Below are 19,017 nucleotides of genomic sequence, written 5' to 3' on the forward strand. Positions count from 1 at the left end.
ATTTTAATTATAGGCATTTAACATTATGTTCTAATGCCTAAATTAATAATGTAATCCTTCCTATTTACTGCTTAACCAGTAATGTATTTTAAAGAGATTTATGTGAACAACTCAATACAGCTAAAACTAATTGCTACTCACTTATTAGCACAAAGAGAAGAAAACCCAGCACGTTCAAACTTTCCTAAAGAGTTAGTACTAGACTCGACTGACGATGCGATAGAAGTACAAAAGTTGATGATTTATTTAAATGATCAAACTGTATATGGCTGGAAGTGTATGCTGCCTTTAGATGATGGCTCAATTATATTAGCGCCTCTTTTACATGCACCTATAAAACAAGCTGAAAATTGCCCACTGTATACAACAAACAATAAAGCGCTGATAGAACCAGAAATTGCATTTATTTTACAAAGCGATTTACCAAGTAATAAAACCTATACAAATGAAGACGTAGATACTGCATTTGCCAGCGCCCATTTAGCACTTGAGCTTATTCAAAAAAGGTTTGATGAAGACACTCCAAGCACTCACATTGAAAAACTGGCCGATGGTTTATCTAATCAAGGTGTGTATTTAGGCCCACAAATAGATAAAGCCAAAGCGTATAAGGCAAGTACTGTAAATATTAACGTTAAGCAAACTGAGCTGGAGTTAAACCTGGCAGGTGTGCATCCTGCAGAACTTGCGCAGCTTCCACTTTATTGGGCGGTTAATTACTTATCAGCAAAGGGAATTAACTTAAAAGCAGGGCAAGTTTTTATAACAGGCTCTTATTGTGGTGTTGTTGAGCTTAATACTGATCAGTTAACCACGTTTAGTTACGAAGACTTAGGGTCTGTTAGCACTACGTTTTTATCAAAGTAAATTTAAACGTCACTTAATAGATAAATCGTATTTTAAAATAAGCGCATCTATGTAACGGGTGCGCAAAGTGTGTTGTTTTTCATGATCGGCGCCATGCCCTAATGCTTTGTTTAAAAGCTTCATGGCGGGGTGCAGTAGCGCTCTTTCTTCTTGGTTTAAGCTCGCTTTACTGCGCAGTTCTGTAATGTCGTCAACTAATAGCCTGCCAATGTCTACCGAGACTATTTCGTCTATTAATCCATTTTGAGTAAGTACGCCGTACTTACTGCATAAAAACTGTTGCCAAATTTGCTGCAAGTGCTCGTCTATTTCGCAGCCAAATAGCTCTTCGCTAAACGTAAATCCTTGCTGAGCGAGTTTAGTTAGGCTTGCAGTATATTGCTGTGCAAAATAATTAAAAGCATGGCTTGATGATTCTATTTTTTGTTTTAAAAGACCTTGCCCCCAATTAACACAGCCGCGCGGATAATAGTCGTCATATTCTTCGCATTCATACAAACCTGAATATGAGCTGCAGCTAAGTTGACTTTTAATACAGTAACTTGGCTTGGGGAAAACACTTCGCTCTTGCCAAGCTAAAAGTGTATCTGCATCTATATTTAATGCTTGGCACAGTTCATCGGTGTTATAAAAATGAGTTGCTAAGTAGTCAGATAAACGCATAAAGCCTCTGGTATCGTTAAAAATAGAATACTGTTTATATATACAGTTATTCATTTTGTATTACCAAACTTAATAACACAAGATATTTTATAATTAAATGTGGGTTTACACCTCCAAAAGTACCGGTAATTATGTTACAAATAGCGCAAGTTTTATAAATAATGATTTTTTATGCGCACCCTAGACCAAATTAAACAAGCAAGCCTTATTACAGCTATTAAAACGCCATACTTAGCAAACGGTGAAATAGACCTAGCAAAGTACGATGAACTCGTAGAAATACAAATTGCATCAGGCGTTGACGGCATTGTAGTTGGTGGCACAACAGGCGAAGGCCAGTTAATGAACTGGGAAGAGCATTTAATGCTTATAGCGCACAGTGCAAACAAGTATGGTGACAAACTGGTTATTGTCGGGAATACCGGTAGTAACAACACCCGTGAAGCGATTAAAGCAACTAAATATGGCTTTGCCAGCGGTATGGATGCAGCACTGCAAATTAATCCATATTACGGACGTACGTCTATTGCGGGTGTTAAAGAGCACTTTAAGCGCGTACTTGATATTGGGCCTGCCTTTATTTACAACGTAGCAGGGCGAACAGGTCAAGACCTAACACCTGATATTATTGAGCCACTCGCTAAACATGAATATTTTATTGGTGTAAAAGAGTGTGGCGGTAATGAACGTATTGCCCATTATGAACAACAAGGTATTGCATGTTGGTCGGGTAACGATGACGAAAGTCACGATGCGCGCCACACACATAAAGCGCACGGTGTTATCTCGGTTACTTCTAACCTTATTCCTGGGTTATTTCGTCAATTAATGGATACGCCAAGTAACGAGCTAAATGCATCGTTACAACCATTAATGAACTGGTTGTTCTGTGAACCAAACCCTATTGCTATTAATACCGCGTTGATGATGACAGGTGCAGTAAACCCCGTATTTAGATTACCGTATTTACCGCTTAGGGATGAACAACAAGCTCAAGGCGAAGTGTTAATTAATGAGTTAAATAACAACGATGTTGTTGGCGGCACAGCTAAGTGCATTAAGCAAGGTGATATAGCACTACTTTCTTAGTAATTAGGTGGCAGCTTTAATCTGTTTATTAAAATCAAAGTCACTCTAAGGTGACTTTTAATATTTAAGCGATAGCTGAAAGTAGCATTTTACTCAGTTTTGCTTCTTCTTCAGCTACTTGTTCAAGTTTTTTTGCGATATCATCTAAGCTAATATCACCGCGCTTTTTACAATACTTTACGGCATCCATTGCAAATTCTCGCCATAAATCACCCACTGAGGTAGCGTGCACTGCACATTGGTTGAGTGCAGGTATTTTACATATATCGGCTGCCTGCTCTAAAAAGCTGGCGTACATAAATCTAAAACCAGCCCCACCGGTGCCTATTTCCTCTTGCATACGCACAATATGAGCTAAATAAAGACGCGTATATTTAGGTGTCTTTTTATCAAGCAATCGTATTTGTTTTGCCATGTGACGAATGCCTTTAAGACCAAAATACGGCAATATTAACCCATTCATCATTTTTGCTGTTTTTTTGATTGCGGGCTTAATCACTTCATTGAGCTCAATTTTCGATGGTGTACTGCGAATAACATACATTAATCCTTTTGCCGCGAGTGCACCTTTTGCAAAGCGCGCATTTTTTAAATCCTCTGCAGGGCACGTTACTGGATGCTCAAAAACAGGGTCGCTAATAAGATATTCGCCAAGAGAGTTTTTCCCATAAACAATTAGATTATGTGCATTAAAGTGAAAGCGCATATCTTCAGGGAAATAAGGCAGCCAATATACAGAGCTTTGTAAACCAACTAAATTGCCCTTAGCTAACTCGTCATCGAGTGCTTGCATACCATCTTGCGCATTCGAAAACTTGCGAGCTTCTAATTCAATATTTAATTTTTTACATACCTTTTTAATGATTGTTTTTGGAGGCATGCGATAAGCAATTAATGGCATCCCACTAATTTTTACAAAAGGTAAGTAAGCAAAAGTAAGGGCTGAAGCAAGACCAAAAGCCATTGGCTCGCTCATATTAATGCCTTTACTTTGTAAAAGTGTGGCAACTACACCCGTTTCACAATGTGAAGATTGTAGGTGGTTAATAGGTAAAATAATGTCAGGCATGAAAGGTTCGTTATAGTGAGGGCAGTGAGAGTAAAGCGTCACGACTAATTTTTAGTGTATCGCAATAGCGGTTAATTTTTTTATCAGATAACGTTAAAAAAATAGCGGGACGCAAATGACGATTAATTTGCCATTGAAAAAAACCACTCGCGGCAGCAAGGGTTGAAACATCAAAGCGTCTTGCGAGCATATGATAACCAAGCGGAGAAATTAGCCCCGAATGAGCATCTGATAGAGCTTGGCTTGTTTGTTCATTTAAATCGTCTACCGCTAATTGGGTTGCAAAATTTTCTACTTCCCAGCCAGATGATTTAACACCGTGATAATGTCCGCTGTCGTCTACCGCGTAAAGTAACTTGTTTTGGCCCTGATAGCTTTTGCTATTATCTTGAGGTACTTCATCTTTTTTCATAATGGACTCTAAACTATTGGCTTACGACACTTAATTGCATAAATGCACTTGAGAAACGACCGCTCTCGGGTACATAACACAGTAATTTTTGACCATTAATTAATTTGCCTGATTTAAAAAGCTCATCAAGCATAATGAAAATAGATGCAGACCCTGTGTTGCCTTTTTCTGTTAAGTTAGTAAACCATTTGTCGTAAGGGATTTGAAAGTCGATATTATTTAATCCTTCAAATAAACGTTCGCGAAAGTAACCTGACGAATAATGCGGCAAAAAGAAATCATAATCACTGGCTTTTATGGCGCGTTTTTTTATTATTTTACTAAGTGCATCTTCAACCGTAAATTTAACGATGTTTTCATTAAGTAGTTTTACATCTTGCTTAACAGAAAGTATTGATTGTTGTTCACGTTCTTTTGAATCAAAACGGGTCCAACTTTTTAATACGCCATCTATTTTTTCTGCCCCTGCATACATACACGCTTCAAGTTTATCTGCATAAGAAACAATATCAATCCAATCAATACGAAGTGATAAACCTGTAGGGTTAGCTTGATTACTTAATAATGCTGCGCCAGCACCGTCAGATAACATCCAACGAAGGAAGTCTTTTTCAAAAGCAATTTCAGGTTTCTGGTTGAGCATATCAACTTTATAATCGCTTTCGGCGGCAAAGTTTCTTGAGTGCATTACATTGGATGCAAGCTCACTGGCAACGACTGCACTGTGCTTACTCTCACCAGCCTTAACATTTAAGTAAGCATATTTAAGAGCCGTCATTCCGCACAAACAGATACCTGCAGTTGAGATAACTTCAAGGCTTGGGTTTTTAAGCTCTCCATGGACCATTACACCGTGATTAGGCATGATCTGATCAGCCATAGAGGTACTTGCCACCAAAGAGTCTAGTTGCTCTAGTTGGGTACCTTCTTTAGTAAATAATCCTTTTACAGCTTCAGCCGCTAACGATGCATTTGTGTAATTATATTCGCCAGTTTGTGGATCAATAGCGTAATGACGATTTTTTATTTGATTGCTGCGTAAAATAACAGGTTTAGCGCGCGAGCGTTGCCCTCCAACTTCACCTAATACAACTTCCATTTCTTTATTATTAACAGGGCTATTTGGTAAAACAGCATGTAAGTTATTTATGTATACGGCATTTTCCATAACGTAAAACTACTCTCCAGAAGGCTCAGCAAAATAGGCTTTTTGCTTTGCAATTTTTTTTCTTGTTAAAGGGGCAATTAATTTTTTTATTATTGCTGTAATTGGCACCACAGTAATAATTAAGGTGAGCAAAAATAGCACATAGATTATAAGCCCACAACTTCGACGCTTTGAGTGCATAGGACCCAAAGCTGTTAGGATTTTACTCCAAATCTTAAAGCTATGTTGACCAACACGTTCACTGGCAATAAATCTCTCATTTACTTTAACTGCTCCTAATCCTTTTAACACAGAATGTTGAAGTTGTTGCGTATTGGGTAAATTGTTAATTGATTTTTTTATTGCGATACCAAAGCGACTAGCATCAATAATTTCTTTTTCGGCGATACCTGCTGCAGGCACCCACGAAACAGGTTTTTTCTTTCCTGTGAACATCCAAAGTGGTGTTGCTAAAAAGCTAAAGCCAGTACCGCATTCATCACTAAGCACCACATTATCGATTAGGTTAGCATTGACATTTTTAAGTAGCTGTTTCATTTTTTCTTGTGCGCTTAACCACATGCCACGACAACCAATAACGGTAATAACGGGTTTATTATTTAGTAGTTTACCTGCTTGTGGCGATTGCATAAATGATGAAATAGGGAGCGATGGAGATAAAAACCATACTTGATACGTTAAAATAATTAAGTCGTAATCGCTATGATCGGGCTCAACAACTTCCATTGGTTGCGGCGTCATTTTTACGCATTCAGGAAAAATATGAAAAAAGGTTAAAAAAGGCCAAGGGAATGGGTATTCTTTTTCAGGTTTTAAATTAAGGTAATCTACCGTAATTTCATCATCATTTTGCAGAGGTTTTACAATTGAATCTGCAATTTTGGTGAGTTGACCTGTTTGAGAATAATGAATAACGAGTACTTTGTGCATCCTTTTACCTTTTATAACTTCCTAATAGTCGGCTATTATACCCAATATAAAAACTCAAACCATACTAAATTGGATGATTACTTGATGTATAAAATAGTTATTTTTGTTTCTACTATACTATTTAGCTGTAAATTATTTGCTGTAGGGCAAGGTTACTCTCTTGATATTTCGTTCGCTAAGTTTAGGGGAGTGGGAGGTCAATTACACTTTCAAGTGCTTGATTGCAATAATACAGCCCTAGCATGGGATGATTTACCAGAGATTCGAGTACAAAATTTTACAGTAACGAGTGATGAGCATAAAGTAACGCTGAATGAGTTACCTGAAGGTCGTTATTGTTTGCGTTTTTTTCAAGATCTAAATGGAAATGGTCTACTTGATGTATCGTCGAGTTCGATTCCTAAAGAACCAGTTGGGTTTTCGAACAACCCTAATTTAATGATGGGGCTACCATCACCCGAAAATAGCGTGTTTGAACTTACAAGTAGTAAATCTATTAAAGTAAACGTTAATTACAAAAAACGCCGTTAAATTACGGCGTTATTTATAAATACGTTATTTAAGGTGTTTAATAATTGCAGCTAAATCAACATCACCTGCTTTGTAATACGGGCCATTTCCATCAATATCATCAGGGCAATGCTTTCTAACTGCACGAATAGGACTGTTTTCTTCAGCGTCTTCAATTAGTGTTTTATAACGTCCGGTTGCATCGGTTGCTAAACCTTTGCATACCCACGCTAAAGTATCGAATTTGTGTTGTTCGCTTGTTTTGTAATTTTGAGCAAAATACTCAGCAAGGGTGTCGCCTATTTTCTTAGAGGGTAGGCCTTTAGATGTGTACTGTTGGGCGAGCAATTTAATTTCAGTTAAATTTTCACTTGCTATATCAAACAGGACTTTATCGTCACCTTTAAGCGAGGGAATATCCGACTTAGGAGCATTTTTTTGTAAGTTTGATAAATCTACAGATCCAATTACAAATTGCTCAGTACTATCAGAAGGTAAACGCTTTAATGATTTTTTTGCATATTTACGGATTTTTTTATGTGCATTGCTATTAACTATAGTAGAGAGTAAATCTCGGTAACGCGCGTTTCCTGTCTCACCTAAAGCGCGACATGCCCACGCCATTGTATCTAATTGGTAATCAGCCGCAGCTAAGTAGTTTTTGGCTAAGTATTGGGCTAAAACATCTAGCACCTCAGGGTTGCTGTTATTGCTGGATACAATAGACTGAGCAGCTTGTTTTACTTGATTAATATCGCCTGAAATTAACCGGTCATAATTGAGCTGCTCACTTGTTGTTAGTGCAAATGCAGAGCTTGATAATGCAGCTAAACCTAAGCCCATTAATAATGATTTTAATGAAAACATAACGATTCCTTGTATAAGAGGGAGTAAAAAGAGTAATACTATATTGTTAATTTTTTAAATATAGCACTCTGTATTTGAAAGTTAATTAGTATAATAAACTTGTTAACTATCATAGTCATCACTTTGCTACACAACAAGATATATTATTTATTTGTTTTTAAATCAAACTGTTTTGTCGTTAATTTTAAAATATTGCAGTAAATTTTGCAGTCATAATTAAAGCTTGTTACTCTAGCGCGGTTTTGAGTCACTTTGTGTTGTTTTTATGTTATATAGCCATTTGTTTACGCCTTATCAGTTAGGTTCCACTACACTAAATAATCGTGTGGTGATGGGCTCTATGCACACAAATTTAGAAGAGTTACCTCAAGGTTTTGAGCGTTTAGCCGCTTTTTATGGTGAACGTGCCCGCGCAGGTGTTGGTTTGATTATTACCGGTGGTATCTCTCCAAATCAAGAAGGGATATTAGCGCCTAACCGAAGTGTTTTAGATTCTATAGAGGGAGTTGAGCAACACACGTTAATTACAAAGGCTGTTAAAAAACACGATACAAAAATTTGCATGCAAATATTGCATGCAGGGCGCTACGGTTACCATTCTAAGCAAGTTGCCCCATCAGCTATTCAAGCGTCTATAAGCCCTTATACTCCAGCAGAATTAACCCATCAACAAATAGAAAAACAAATAGATGATTTTGTGCAATGCGCCAAGCTCGCTAAAAAAGCAGGGTACGATGGTGTCGAAATTATGGGCTCTGAAGGGTATTTAATAAATCAATTTATTGTTAAAGCGACAAACCATAGAGATGATCAATGGGGCGGATGTTATAAAAACCGTATTCGCTTTGCAGTTAGTATTGTAAAACAAGTTCGCGCTGCTTTAGGGCGTGACTTTATAGTTATATTTCGCTTATCTTTGCTTGATTTAGTTGAAGACGGCAGTACTTTTGATGAAGTATTGCAGTTGGCGCATGAGCTAGAACTTGCAGGTGTTGATATGCTTAATTCTGGCATTGGTTGGCACGAGTCGCGCATTCCAACTATAGCAACGAGTGTTCCAAGAGCATTTTTTTCATCCTTAAGTCAACGGCTAAAAACAGCAGTAACGGTGCCTGTTATTACGAGCAACAGAATTAATACTCCAGAAGTTGCAGAACAATTACTTGCAGGTAAACATGCTGATTTTATTTCTATGGCACGCCCTTTTTTAGCCGACAGTCAGTTTGTCGCAAAAGCGAAAGCGGGTAATTCTGACCAAATTAATACTTGCATTGGCTGTAATCAGGCTTGTTTAGATAATATCTTTATTAACTTGCCAGCCACATGTATTGTTAATCCTCGAGCTTGTAATGAAACGCTAATGCCTGTTAATAAAGCTAATAAGGTAAAACAAGTTGCTATAGTCGGTGGTGGCGCTGCAGGAATGGCTTGTGCTATTTATGCCGCAGAACGTGGCCATCAAGTTACTTTATTTGAAAGTGCATTAGAGCTGGGTGGGCAACTATTACTTGCCGCCAATGTACCCGGAAAAGAAGAATTTAGAGAAACGTTACGTTATTTTAAAAGCCGTTTAAAAAATCTAAATGTTACAATTAACTTAAATATAGAAGCTAATATAGCGGCTTTAGCTCGTTTTGATCACTGCGTTATTGCTACGGGTGTCACAGGTTTAACCCCGGAAATAGAAGGTATTAAATTACCAAACGTAATTAGTTATGAGTCAGTGCTTAGCGCTAAAGTAAAGCTTGGCGAAAAAGTTGCAATAATTGGTGCTGGTGGAATCGGTTTTGATGTCGCCGCTTACATAGTTGCAATGAAAAATCGATGTTTGAATATGACCCCCTCAAACGCACGTTTTAGTGAGCAATGGGGTATTGACTTGAGCGTCGGCAATGCTGGTGGTATAAAAGAAAAACCTGCCAAATCAACAATATCAAATGAAGTGTATTTGCTGCAACGTAAACTGCGAAAGCATGGTGCAGATTTAGGGAAAACGACTGGTTGGATACACCGAGAGCATTTAAAACAGCAGGGAGTAAAAATGCTTGCTGCTGTGAATTATCAAAAAATAGATGAAGAAGGTTTGCATTTAAATATACGTAACCGTGAACGAGTATTAAGTGTGGACCATGTTGTAATTTGTAGTGGTCAGCAGTCGGTACTGCCAGAGTATCATCATCAACTAAACAGTTTAATGCCAGTTAGCTATATAGGTGGTGCGTTAAACTCTGAAAAATTAGACTTACAAAGAGCGATTGGCGATGCTTTTTCTGTTGCGCAAAGTTTATAGCTGGTTACGCAGTTCACTATTAATATAATTAAAAATATAAAGGAATAATTAATGTTACAGGGAAAGGTATGACGCAGTTAATGCCTATTATGTTGGCGCTAAAACAAGTGAGCTTTGGTTATAAAGCAAATATGCCATTGAGTGTTGACAATATATCATTCAATCTTGTTCAAGGTAGCTGTACCGCTATTTTAGGTCCTAATGGAGCTGGAAAATCAACATTAATTTCATTAATGAGTGGTCTATTGACTGCTCAAACAGGTCATATTAGTTACCCTTTTTATTCACAGTACACGACCAAAAAAGCTATCGCGCAAAAAGTTGCTTTGGTACCGCAAGATTTTGCCTTTTATCATGAACTTAGTGTGCACGATAATTTAGCTTTTTTTGTGTCCATAAGTGAAAAAAATCGCAGTTTACATTCAAACCATATTAAATCGGCTATACGAGCATGCGGGCTTGATGATGTTACTAATAAAATGGCGGGTTCTTTATCAGGTGGATATAAGCGTCGCTTAAATATTGCAATTGCCTTGAGTAAACAGCCAGACATTATATTTTTAGATGAGCCAACGGTAGGCATAGATCCACTATCGCGTGATGCAATAATTAATTTATTATTGGATTTAAAACAACAAGGTAAAACCTTGGTTTATACCTCTCATTTATTACACGAAGTTGAATTGCTATGCGATGAAGTCGTATTTTTAAATAATGGTAAAGTCGTAGCAAATGAACTTTTAAATATTCAAAAACCGTCTTTAAACTTCACTACTGTTAAGCCTTTATCCCCTACTCAAATAACTCTTTTTACACAGCCGATAACCATTTTAGAAAATGGCGGACATCAATTAAAAGTGAGTAATAGCGAGCAGCTAGCATCAGCTTTTATAGTGCTTGCTAATTTAAGTCATGATATTAAAACACTGACATTTTCAAATAGTCATATAGAGCAACTGTATCGAGACTTATTTTCGGAGTCATCATGTTAATCCATACGGTAAAAAAAGAAGCCAGATTAATTATAAATGACTTACACAGCTTAGCTGTATTATTACTAATGCCTATTGTATTTATGGTTATTATGACGATGGCAAGCAGTCAGTCGCAAAAAAATATACAAGCTAATCTAACTCTCAGTGTAATTGGGCAAGAGAATAGTGCGCATAGCAATGTTTTAATCGCACTTTTAATTGCACAGGGTTTTACTATAGATAAAAATAATTCCGATAACAGATTAACAATAGAAGCCGGTGTAGATAAACAAATTTTAATGCGCCAAGGTAATAGCCAGTTACGGTTAGATATAAGTGACGAACTCGCGCCGCAAACGCGATTACTAATGACTGAAAAATTGAAAGCGAGCTTATCTCAATTAAAACTCTATTTGTATATGCTTGATACAGGTGATTTATCTCAGGATTTATCGTTAGATGAGCAAGTTAATCAAGTTGTTGAATCATCAGATGTAAGTTATTTATTAGAAAAGCCGCTAGCTAAAGCGTTACACAACCCTGCGTTGAACAGCATTCCTGCTTGGTGGGTATTTGGTATCTATTTTATTGTTTTGCCTATTTCGCTCACTTTTATTAATGAGCGTAATAATGGCACTTTGGTTAGATTAAAAACGTATCCAATCAGTATGGCTCGCTATTTTTATAACAAAGCGTGTGCTTATGTCATTGTAAGTATTATACAAGGTTGTTTACTTGCGATTATTGGTTGTATTGTAATTCCCTATTTTTTGAATGTACCTTTGCTACCGCTGCATGGTTTATTGCTTAGTATATTTACATTTATAACCGTTAGTTTTACTGCGATTGCCTTTGCTTTATTATTAGCAAGTATGGTGTCGAGTTATGAGCAAGCTATTGTTGTAGGTGGTGGAGTAAATATAATTTTAGCTGCGTTAAGTGGCTTTATGGTGCCGCTTGAAATTATGCCGGATAATTTAGCCGCGCTGGCAAATGGGTCGCCAATGTTTTGGTCAGCTCAACTATTACGACAACTGATGAGTGAATCAGTTGATCACACTTTTTGGCAATATACAGCATCGCTTTGGGGTTTTTCATTGCTATGCTTTGTTGCTGCACTATGTATATTTAATAAAAAAATGAGGAATTTGACATGGAATTAGCCGAATTAAAACTACAGTTAAAACAATTGATTATTACTGAATGTGATAAAGAAGATGATTTTGAGCCCGCTGATATTATTGACTCAGAGCTATTGTTTGGAAGTAAATCACGCATCAACTTAGACTCGTTAGATGCTTTACAACTCTCATTAGTATTAAAACAAAACTTTGGCATTAAAGTCGAAGGCTCTAAAGAAACGCGTAAACATTTACAGTCTATAGATACAATTGCCGACTTCATTATTCAAGAGCGTGCTAAGTAATGAATAAACGGGATGTATATTTAAATGCCAGCGAAGTGCTATCGGCACCATTAAGTAATAAAACAAGTAGTGTTGTAAGCACTATTGAAGATGAGAGTGTGGCATTTAAATCATTCCGAGAAGAAATAAATTGTAGCGATTTTACGAGTATTTTAAGTTATTTTGATGCTGTGCTATATCCTCTTTTTAAAAAGTTGAATTTATCAGCTAGTGACTTAGCAAAAACTAATTTGTTTTTAGGATCGACTTCTTTAGATATCAGTGCTGTGAAAGTTGGGGATGAAGATAAGCTATGGCTATCTAAAACAGATAAAATTAGCCAAGCATTAGCAAAACGATACGGTTTAAATGAATTGGAATTTACTTTTAGCACAGCATGTACAGCAAGTGCTAATGCATGTTTGTATGCTTCGCGTTTAATAAGTACCGGAAAAATTGAACATGCATTGGTTATAGGTTGCGAATTTTATAACCCCCTAACAGTTGAAGGCTTTAAGTCGTTAGATTTAATTAGTAAAACAGAATTAATTGCATTTGCTAAAGGTCGTTCGGGCTTAATCTTAGGGGAGGGAGTTGCAGCTCTTTATTTATCATCGACGCCTACCGCGCAGTGTAGTCTCAAAATGCTGGGTGGTGCATCGTCATGCGACACTTATAGTTTAACAATGACTCAGGAAGATGGCAGTCATATTGCACAAGTTATTAATGATTGTTTACTACAGGCAAATATTCAAAGTACTGATATAGACCTAATTAAAGTACATGGTACTGCCACGCTTGGTAATGATGAAGCAGAGTGCAATGCTTTAACTACATTATTTAATACATCAGAAATAACTCAGAGTCCTCCTCCTATTATTGCTTTTAAACCTTTTACAGGACATACATTAGGCGCATGTGGTGTAATTGAAATTGCACTATTTGCTGATTGTTTAAGTAAAGAATCGTACATACCACCTGAGTATATAACTCAAAATAACGATTTGATGTGGCCCTTTTATAAAGGAAATGACTTTTCACAAGTGAACACTGTATTATTTAATTACTTTGGTTTTGGCGGTAATAATGCGGCTTTAGTTTTTCAGTGTTATAGGGGGACTGAATGAAAGAAGTAGGCAGTAGCTATTTAAGTTTTGAAAAAAAGCTAGATGTAAAAAGCTTAAGGCAACTCGTAAAACAAGAAACCGGTTTACAGGTTCGTAGGATGGATTCTTTTACACTAATTGCATTACTTGCTGTATACCGTGCTAAAGGTGATATTGAACTAAGTGCAAAGAGTGGCTTGTATAGCTGCGCGGATTACTTTTCGAGTGATTCAATGCAATCGATGTTAATTGATGTACACCAAAACAACCCTATAAAGCCATTAAATTTTGTAGCAAGTGTTGGTAATGCAGCAAACTATTATATAGCTAATACGTATTCGATTGATGGTCCAAACATTTTTATAGGTAGTAGTAAGCAAGCAATAGAAAAAAATAAGCTGCTAGCTGAAACCGATATGAGTTTAGGTTTGATTGAACACGCTATTTTACTGGTTTGGCAAGAAGATGAAAACCAGCGAGAATGTTGGGCGAAAATAATCCAAGATGATGGTTTTTTCGGCGAACGTGGTGTTATATGAGAGTTTTCCTTGAATCAAAACAAGTGCGACTGTAGAATCTAGCCTCTTTTTGTCACCACTGCTGTAATAGGGATTATTACATTGAAATTTATTATCAAAAAATGCATCGCTTGGGGCGACGGAAAAATAAATCACCAAGATTGGCAATCATACTCTAACGGTATGATAGTGAACCCACAAACGTTAACTCTTCCTGAATTAAAACAGATACCTGCGATGCAGCGAAGACGTTTAAGTGCATTTGCTAAATTGACACTTCACTGTGCTTTAGAGGCAAGTGAAGCATTTCAGCATAACATTCCTAGTGTATTTTCTTCTCGCCATGGCGACCTACACAAAACGACTAAATTAATTGCATCTGTTGCAGCTAAAGAAACGCTTTCTCCAACTAACTTTGCGTTATCAGTACATAATGCTGTGGGTGGTTTGTTTAGTATTTATGCTGGAAATAAAGCACCACTTTGCGCTATGTCCGCAGGTGAAGATAGTTTTTTTATGGGATTAGTAGATGCTGTAGCAAAGCTAAAAACTCGTGGCTATGAGCGTATTTTATATGTATATAGTGACCAAGCTGTACCTGAACATTACCAACCTTATGTACAACAAAAACCTGACAATATAGCAGTAGGGTTGCTTATTGAACCGTGTGAAAGTAGTAACGGTTTTGAGTTAAAATGCACTGGTCATCATCAAGTAAAAGAAAGTGAAGCAGCTGAGTTACAAGCTCTCGATTTTTTAAAGTTTTATTTTTCACAAAATAATAAGTTAGAAATAAACTCAAAAAGATATCAATGGCAGCTATCGCGCTAATGAAGACTCAATTGATAAAAGCATACCGTATTATTGCAACAGGCAGTGCCTTTGCATTGTTTAGTGCTGGTGGTTTGGCATTGTCTGTTATTATTTTTTCAATTCAACGACTTATTTATCGTGATATAAATAAACGAAATCAAGCTGCACGAACTGCAGTGCATTATTCATTTAAATTTTTTGTTGGTTATATGCGCTTAGTTGGCATATTACGCTTAGACGTAGATAAGCTCGATGCAATAAAACAAGCAAAAGGGCAGTTAATAATAGCTAATCACCCATCTTTAATTGATGTTGTTGTGCTTATTTCTATTGTGCGCCATGCAGACTGTGTTGTTAAAGCTGATCTATGGAAAAACCCTTTTCTAAAAGGTGTAGTTAAAGCCACTGGTTATATCAATAATGATGCTGAGCCAGATTACTTTTTAGGGCAATGCAAAAAAAGCTTTGCCAGTGGAAACAACCTTATAGTGTTCCCTGAAGGAACTCGAAGTATACCAGGTAAACCTTGGCATTTTAAACGAGGGGCAGGCAACATTGCGCTTCGAACTCAAGTCGATATTTTACCAATATTAATTGATGTAAACCCAATAACATTAACCAAAGGACAAAAGTGGTATCAGGTAACTGATCGCCGTTTTACCTTTAAGATGCGTGTTTTACCACCTTATTTGATTGCGCCTTATATACAAGACGATCAGATAACTAATTCGGTACGCAAACTAACACGCGATTTACAAGCTTATCTTAACGAGGAAAAATTAAAATATGAGTGATTTAAGCACTGAAGTTAAACAACTAATTATCGAAACTTTAGATTTAGAAGACATTGAAGCCGCAGATATTAACGATGAAGAAGCACTCTTTGTTGATGGTTTAGGCTTAGATTCAATTGATGCACTTGAATTAGGCGTCGCAATTAAGAAAGCATACGATGTAAAAATTGATGGAAATACCGATGACAGTAAAAAGCATTTTTACTCGGTTAAAACTTTATGTGATTTTATAGCTGCAACAAGGGCATAACATACTGCGTTTATAAAGCGATACAGTATTTGGATATATATATGAATAATGAAAACATGAAAAGCGGCGAGCAAATTTTTGTGATGCTTAGCGATATTTTACAGGAATATTTTGAGATAGAGCCTGAGGACATTACTCGCACAGCAAGTTTATATGAAGATTTAGATCTTGATAGCATTGATGCCGTAGATTTGGTTGTAAAATTACGCGAACAAACAGGTAAAAAAATCGAACCTGATGACTTTAAACAAGTTCGTACCGTACAAGATGTAATTGACGCAATTGAAAAGCTAATGGTTGTTGAGGCTTAATGAAAAAGGCGTTGTTAGCTGGCTTATTATTAACTTACCCTTTTGCGGTATATTTTGGCTTACAGTACAGTGAACCGGTAATTATTGGTGGTGTGTTTGTTGCCGTTTTATTGCTAAGACATTGGTTGGTTAAAGACAGCAAAGCAACAATTCCTCATTTAAAAATTATGACTGCATGCGGGTGTGGGTTATTACTTTTTGCTACTTTTGCAAATTCAGCATTAGCGTTAAAGTTTTACCCTGTTGTTATTAGCTGCTGCTTTTTAGCTGTGTTTGCTTATTCACTATATAGACCCCCAAGTGTAATTGAAATTATTGCAGGCAAATTTGAAACCCTAGATGAACATGGAAAGCGTTACACACGATCAGTAACTAAAGTGTGGTGTGTGTTTTTTATATTGAATGGTTTTATTGCGACTGTAACCGTATTTCACCCAAATCCAAAAGTATGGCTTACCTATAATGGCTTGATTTCGTATCTGCTGATGGGGTTATTAATGATCATAGAATTGATTGTAAGAAAATGGCAAAAGGCAAAAAATAAATCGAATGAAGTGGCCAAATAATAATAACTATTTTTATGGTGAGAACCATGACTTTACAACTTGGCGTGAGCAGGTTAACGAGCACGCTAAAAAGTTTTCTAAGCAACCTGAAATTACGTGGTTGCTTTTTGATGCTGATAGCTACCAGTTTAGCGTATTGTTTTTTGCTTTATTAGTGGCAAAAAAGTCAATTGTTTTGCCCCAAAATGGACAACCTGCTCAGCTCACGCAATGCTTAAGCCATGCCGATGCATTTTGTGGTGATGCTAGCTTATCATCTGCTGACATCACATTTACGCCAGATTTAAGAAGTAGCACTACAGCTGCGCTTGATATTGACGAGCTTACAAATATTCGTTTTTTTACATCGGGTTCGAGTGGACAACCTAAAGCGGTAGATAAAACGTTTAAGCAATTAGTTTTAGAACTTGATGTACTTGAAGATCAATTTGGCGGGCAAATTGTAAATACGACTTTGGTTGCTACTGTGTCGCATCAACACATTTATGGATTGTTATTTAAAGTACTTTGGCCTCTATACTCTGGTCGAAATGTTTGTTTTAGTAGCTTTGAATATCCAGAGCATTTACTTTCGTTTATTGAAAATACAGTTAAAAGTGACATTACCTTAATTAGTAGCCCAGCTTACTATCATCGATTGGTTCAAGATAACGTATTAGTATCTGTTAAAGATAAATTACGCTGCTGTTTTTCATCTGGTGGACCACTACAATCAGTTGCTGCTAATTTACTAAGCGAGCAATTTGGTTATTCACCGGTTGAAGTACTTGGAAGTACTGAAACTGGCGGAATAGCTTGGCGTCAACAAAGTGAGTCTATAATCTGGCAAGCGTTTACGCCTATAAAAATAAAAACAGATGACTTACAAAGACTTATTATCTCATCGCCTTATGTTGATCAGCGTCAGTGGTATCAAACAGATGATAGAGCGCAATTAACCAACAGTAATCAGTTTTCGTTATTAGGTCGAGCAGATCGCATTGTTAAAATTGAAGAAAAACGTTGTTCATTAGATGAGATAACACAGAAGATAAATCAATACATTTTGGTTAACGAATGCTATGTATTACTTCTTGAAAGTGAGCAGCAAAACAAACGAAGTGAAATTGCCGCAGTATTAGTGCTAACCCAAGAGGGTGAAGCTGTATTAGCAGAGCACGGTAAATTTAAGTTTTCACAGGCTCTTAAGAGTCATTTAAAAGCATTTTTTGAACCTTTAGTGGTACCACGTAAGTTTCGTTATTTGTCGGCATTGCCTTATAACACGCAAGGTAAACTCGAAAAAATGCAATTGGAGAAAATGTTTGACTGATTTTGTATATAAACCTATTTGTGAAGTAATAGAACAAAGCCCTGAACATGTGCTTTTGCGTTTGAAAATACCAGAAAACTTATTTTATTTTCAAGGTCACTTTTCGCTAGCACCAATTTTACCCGGTGTAGCTCAACTTGATTGGGTGATGCATTATTTGACTAAATATTTGAATGTAGATTGCCAAAAAGCAATTTCAGTTGATGCGTTAAAATTTCAGATTATAGTTAAACCAAATTACGAAGTAGATTTATTATTAAAAAAAATTAAAAATACTAAATTTAGCTTTAGTTACAGCTCAGAGCATGGGCAGCATGCATCAGGCAAAGTAGTGCTAAATGATGAATAAGAGTGCTTTATAATGTCGAGTAAATATGGATTTGTTATCCCAAATTACAATCACGATTTAGTGATTCACGATACGATATCTGCTTTAGTTGATTTTAATCTACCTATTATATTGGTTGATGATGGAAGCAACGAACAAACGCAAAATGTGCTTGAAGAAATAGATGCAGAGTTTGCTTTGGTTACATTGGTACGCCGCATTGAAAATGGTGGCAAAGGAGCCGCTGTACAAACGGGTCTTGTTCATGCTCATCAAGCAGGCTGGAGTCATGCAATTCAAATTGATGCTGATGGTCAACACGACTTAAACGATGTAGACCAACTTGTGACTCGCTCTAAGCTTTACCCTAAAGCATTAGTGAGTGGGCAACCTATCTACGATGAGTCAATATCAAAAGGACGTTATTATGGACGTTTTATAACTCATTTTTGGGTTTATATAGAAACGTTATCGTTTGCATTAAAGGACACTATGTGTGGTTTTCGTGTATATCCGTTAGATGCTTATATAACGCTTATAAATAGTACTCGTTTGGGTAATAAAATGGATTTTGATATAGAGGTAATGGTAAAGCTTTATTGGCAAGGCACGCCTGTTGAATTTATCAAAACTAAAGTTCATTACCCAGAGAATGGAGTATCACACTTTAATGTATGGGAAGATAACGTGTTAATTTCAAAAATGCATACGAGACTCTTTTTTGGCATGTTGTGGCGTTTACCACGTTTAATTATAAACAAATTTAAATAGAGGG

General features: G+C 36.7%; 23 protein-coding genes. 17 read left to right on the forward strand and 6 right to left on the reverse strand.

Annotated elements, in window-relative coordinates:
- The first annotated feature begins 102 nt into the window (after positions 1 to 102).
- Entirely contained in the window at positions 103 to 867 is a 765-nt protein-coding gene (locus PARC_RS20030; RefSeq protein WP_010553056.1) for a 2-keto-4-pentenoate hydratase, read from the forward strand.
- Positions 868 to 876: 9 nt separating this feature from the next.
- Here the strand turns inward: PARC_RS20030 and PARC_RS20035 are convergent, their stop codons facing one another.
- Positions 877 to 1,530, reverse strand: a complete 654-nt coding sequence (locus PARC_RS20035) for a DUF6058 family natural product biosynthesis protein (RefSeq protein WP_024591738.1) — start codon at positions 1,528 to 1,530, stop codon at positions 877 to 879.
- Positions 1,531 to 1,701: 171 nt separating this feature from the next.
- Between PARC_RS20035 and dapA the strand changes: the two genes are divergently transcribed.
- Positions 1,702 to 2,619: a 4-hydroxy-tetrahydrodipicolinate synthase gene (gene dapA, locus PARC_RS20040; protein WP_010553054.1), complete on the forward strand. Its 918-nt coding sequence runs from the start codon at positions 1,702 to 1,704 to the stop codon at positions 2,617 to 2,619.
- Between the two features lie 64 nt (positions 2,620 to 2,683).
- Here dapA and darH read toward each other — a convergent pair whose 3' ends face one another.
- Genes darH through PARC_RS20060 form a run of 4 tightly spaced genes read right to left on the reverse strand, consistent with a single transcriptional unit; the run spans position 2,684 to position 6,198 of the window.
- Positions 2,684 to 3,688 (reverse strand): BtrH-related acyltransferase DarH, encoded by a 1,005-nt coding sequence (darH, locus tag PARC_RS20045; RefSeq protein ID WP_010553053.1) that lies wholly within the window; start codon positions 3,686 to 3,688, stop codon positions 2,684 to 2,686.
- A 10-nt stretch (positions 3,689 to 3,698) separates the two neighbouring features.
- On the reverse strand, positions 3,699 to 4,100 hold the full coding sequence (locus PARC_RS20050; RefSeq protein WP_010553052.1) for a DarG family dialkylresorcinol biosynthesis protein: 402 nt from the start codon (positions 4,098 to 4,100) through the stop codon (positions 3,699 to 3,701).
- Between the two features lie 13 nt (positions 4,101 to 4,113).
- Positions 4,114 to 5,268, reverse strand: coding sequence for a beta-ketoacyl-ACP synthase III (locus PARC_RS20055; RefSeq protein ID WP_010553051.1), 1,155 nt, complete (start codon positions 5,266 to 5,268; stop codon positions 4,114 to 4,116).
- Positions 5,269 to 5,277: 9 nt separating this feature from the next.
- Complete coding sequence (locus PARC_RS20060) at positions 5,278 to 6,198, reverse strand: hypothetical protein (RefSeq protein WP_010553050.1); 921 nt, start codon at positions 6,196 to 6,198, stop codon at positions 5,278 to 5,280.
- Between the two features lie 84 nt (positions 6,199 to 6,282).
- On the opposite strand from PARC_RS20060, the gene PARC_RS20065 reads away from it, so the two are divergent.
- Positions 6,283 to 6,729, forward strand: a complete 447-nt coding sequence (locus PARC_RS20065; RefSeq protein ID WP_010553049.1) for a DUF2141 domain-containing protein — start codon at positions 6,283 to 6,285, stop codon at positions 6,727 to 6,729.
- Between the two features lie 24 nt (positions 6,730 to 6,753).
- On the opposite strand, the gene PARC_RS20070 is transcribed toward PARC_RS20065, so the two are convergent.
- Positions 6,754 to 7,575, reverse strand: a complete 822-nt coding sequence (locus PARC_RS20070) for a hypothetical protein (RefSeq protein WP_010553048.1) — start codon at positions 7,573 to 7,575, stop codon at positions 6,754 to 6,756.
- Positions 7,576 to 7,840: 265 nt separating this feature from the next.
- Between PARC_RS20070 and PARC_RS20075 the strand changes: the two genes are divergently transcribed.
- The 14 genes from PARC_RS20075 (at position 7,841) to PARC_RS20140 (ending at position 19,013) form a co-directional block, all read left to right on the forward strand.
- The gene (locus tag PARC_RS20075) at positions 7,841 to 9,865 is read left to right on the forward strand and encodes an NADPH-dependent 2,4-dienoyl-CoA reductase (protein WP_033012786.1); all 2,025 of its coding nucleotides are present in this window, start codon (positions 7,841 to 7,843) and stop codon (positions 9,863 to 9,865) included.
- Positions 9,866 to 9,933: 68 nt separating this feature from the next.
- The gene (locus PARC_RS20080; protein WP_010553046.1) at positions 9,934 to 10,857 is read left to right on the forward strand and encodes an ABC transporter ATP-binding protein; all 924 of its coding nucleotides are present in this window, start codon (positions 9,934 to 9,936) and stop codon (positions 10,855 to 10,857) included.
- Entirely contained in the window at positions 10,851 to 12,002 is a 1,152-nt protein-coding gene (locus PARC_RS20085) for an ABC transporter permease (protein ID WP_010553045.1), read from the forward strand. The genes PARC_RS20080 and PARC_RS20085 overlap by 7 nt, the downstream gene beginning before the upstream one ends.
- Positions 11,993 to 12,265, forward strand: coding sequence for an acyl carrier protein (locus PARC_RS20090; protein WP_010553044.1), 273 nt, complete (start codon positions 11,993 to 11,995; stop codon positions 12,263 to 12,265). The genes PARC_RS20085 and PARC_RS20090 overlap by 10 nt, the downstream gene beginning before the upstream one ends.
- A complete protein-coding gene (locus tag PARC_RS20095) occupies positions 12,265 to 13,371 on the forward strand; it encodes a beta-ketoacyl synthase N-terminal-like domain-containing protein (RefSeq protein ID WP_010553043.1) in 1,107 nt (368 codons plus the stop codon). The genes PARC_RS20090 and PARC_RS20095 overlap by 1 nt, the downstream gene beginning before the upstream one ends.
- Positions 13,368 to 13,889: a hypothetical protein gene (locus tag PARC_RS20100; protein WP_010553042.1), complete on the forward strand. Its 522-nt coding sequence runs from the start codon at positions 13,368 to 13,370 to the stop codon at positions 13,887 to 13,889. The genes PARC_RS20095 and PARC_RS20100 overlap by 4 nt, the downstream gene beginning before the upstream one ends.
- An 81-nt stretch (positions 13,890 to 13,970) precedes the next feature.
- Positions 13,971 to 14,699 (forward strand): beta-ketoacyl synthase chain length factor, encoded by a 729-nt coding sequence (locus tag PARC_RS20105; RefSeq protein ID WP_010553041.1) that lies wholly within the window; start codon positions 13,971 to 13,973, stop codon positions 14,697 to 14,699.
- Positions 14,699 to 15,475 carry a lysophospholipid acyltransferase family protein gene (locus PARC_RS20110; RefSeq protein ID WP_148664674.1) on the forward strand — a complete coding sequence of 259 codons (777 nt, stop codon included), beginning with the start codon at positions 14,699 to 14,701 and terminating at the stop codon, positions 15,473 to 15,475. The genes PARC_RS20105 and PARC_RS20110 overlap by 1 nt, the downstream gene beginning before the upstream one ends.
- Positions 15,468 to 15,725, forward strand: a complete 258-nt coding sequence (locus PARC_RS20115) for a phosphopantetheine-binding protein (RefSeq protein WP_010553039.1) — start codon at positions 15,468 to 15,470, stop codon at positions 15,723 to 15,725. The genes PARC_RS20110 and PARC_RS20115 overlap by 8 nt, the downstream gene beginning before the upstream one ends.
- A 56-nt stretch (positions 15,726 to 15,781) precedes the next feature.
- On the forward strand, positions 15,782 to 16,036 hold the full coding sequence (locus PARC_RS20120; RefSeq protein WP_010553038.1) for an acyl carrier protein: 255 nt from the start codon (positions 15,782 to 15,784) through the stop codon (positions 16,034 to 16,036).
- Positions 16,036 to 16,602 (forward strand): COG4648 family protein, encoded by a 567-nt coding sequence (locus tag PARC_RS20125; RefSeq protein ID WP_010553037.1) that lies wholly within the window; start codon positions 16,036 to 16,038, stop codon positions 16,600 to 16,602. Before PARC_RS20120 ends, PARC_RS20125 begins: the two co-directional genes overlap by 1 nt.
- Positions 16,586 to 17,914, forward strand: coding sequence for an AMP-binding protein (locus PARC_RS20130; RefSeq protein ID WP_010553036.1), 1,329 nt, complete (start codon positions 16,586 to 16,588; stop codon positions 17,912 to 17,914). Before PARC_RS20125 ends, PARC_RS20130 begins: the two co-directional genes overlap by 17 nt.
- Positions 17,907 to 18,263, forward strand: a complete 357-nt coding sequence (locus PARC_RS20135; RefSeq protein ID WP_010553035.1) for an ApeI family dehydratase — start codon at positions 17,907 to 17,909, stop codon at positions 18,261 to 18,263. The genes PARC_RS20130 and PARC_RS20135 overlap by 8 nt, the downstream gene beginning before the upstream one ends.
- Positions 18,264 to 18,275: 12 nt before the next feature.
- Positions 18,276 to 19,013 (forward strand): glycosyltransferase family 2 protein, encoded by a 738-nt coding sequence (locus PARC_RS20140; RefSeq protein WP_010553034.1) that lies wholly within the window; start codon positions 18,276 to 18,278, stop codon positions 19,011 to 19,013.
- Positions 19,014 to 19,017: the final 4 nt, after the last annotated feature.

The organism is Pseudoalteromonas arctica A 37-1-2 (genome assembly GCF_000238395.3).
GTDB classification, from domain to species: domain Bacteria; phylum Pseudomonadota; class Gammaproteobacteria; order Enterobacterales; family Alteromonadaceae; genus Pseudoalteromonas; species Pseudoalteromonas arctica.

Bases quoted from the DNA above. Each gene is read 5' to 3' on its own strand.
- PARC_RS20035 (WP_024591738.1), bottom strand. From the start codon at position 1,530: ATGCGTTTATCTGACTACTTAGCAACTCATTTTTATAACACCGATGAA.
- dapA (WP_010553054.1), top strand. From the start codon at position 1,702: ATGCGCACCCTAGACCAAATTAAACAAGCAAGCCTTATTACAGCTATT.
- darH (WP_010553053.1), bottom strand. From the start codon at position 3,688: ATGCCTGACATTATTTTACCTATTAACCACCTACAATCTTCACATTGT.
- PARC_RS20050 (WP_010553052.1), bottom strand. From the start codon at position 4,100: ATGAAAAAAGATGAAGTACCTCAAGATAATAGCAAAAGCTATCAGGGC.
- PARC_RS20055 (WP_010553051.1), bottom strand. From the start codon at position 5,268: ATGGAAAATGCCGTATACATAAATAACTTACATGCTGTTTTACCAAAT.
- PARC_RS20060 (WP_010553050.1), bottom strand. From the start codon at position 6,198: ATGCACAAAGTACTCGTTATTCATTATTCTCAAACAGGTCAACTCACC.
- PARC_RS20065 (WP_010553049.1), top strand. From the start codon at position 6,283: ATGTATAAAATAGTTATTTTTGTTTCTACTATACTATTTAGCTGTAAA.
- PARC_RS20070 (WP_010553048.1), bottom strand. From the start codon at position 7,575: ATGTTTTCATTAAAATCATTATTAATGGGCTTAGGTTTAGCTGCATTA.
- PARC_RS20075 (WP_033012786.1), top strand. From the start codon at position 7,841: ATGTTATATAGCCATTTGTTTACGCCTTATCAGTTAGGTTCCACTACA.
- PARC_RS20080 (WP_010553046.1), top strand. From the start codon at position 9,934: ATGACGCAGTTAATGCCTATTATGTTGGCGCTAAAACAAGTGAGCTTT.
- PARC_RS20085 (WP_010553045.1), top strand. From the start codon at position 10,851: ATGTTAATCCATACGGTAAAAAAAGAAGCCAGATTAATTATAAATGAC.
- PARC_RS20090 (WP_010553044.1), top strand. From the start codon at position 11,993: ATGGAATTAGCCGAATTAAAACTACAGTTAAAACAATTGATTATTACT.
- PARC_RS20095 (WP_010553043.1), top strand. From the start codon at position 12,265: ATGAATAAACGGGATGTATATTTAAATGCCAGCGAAGTGCTATCGGCA.
- PARC_RS20100 (WP_010553042.1), top strand. From the start codon at position 13,368: ATGAAAGAAGTAGGCAGTAGCTATTTAAGTTTTGAAAAAAAGCTAGAT.
- PARC_RS20110 (WP_148664674.1), top strand. From the start codon at position 14,699: ATGAAGACTCAATTGATAAAAGCATACCGTATTATTGCAACAGGCAGT.
- PARC_RS20115 (WP_010553039.1), top strand. From the start codon at position 15,468: ATGAGTGATTTAAGCACTGAAGTTAAACAACTAATTATCGAAACTTTA.
- PARC_RS20120 (WP_010553038.1), top strand. From the start codon at position 15,782: ATGAAAAGCGGCGAGCAAATTTTTGTGATGCTTAGCGATATTTTACAG.
- PARC_RS20125 (WP_010553037.1), top strand. From the start codon at position 16,036: ATGAAAAAGGCGTTGTTAGCTGGCTTATTATTAACTTACCCTTTTGCG.
- PARC_RS20130 (WP_010553036.1), top strand. From the start codon at position 16,586: ATGAAGTGGCCAAATAATAATAACTATTTTTATGGTGAGAACCATGAC.
- PARC_RS20140 (WP_010553034.1), top strand. From the start codon at position 18,276: ATGTCGAGTAAATATGGATTTGTTATCCCAAATTACAATCACGATTTA.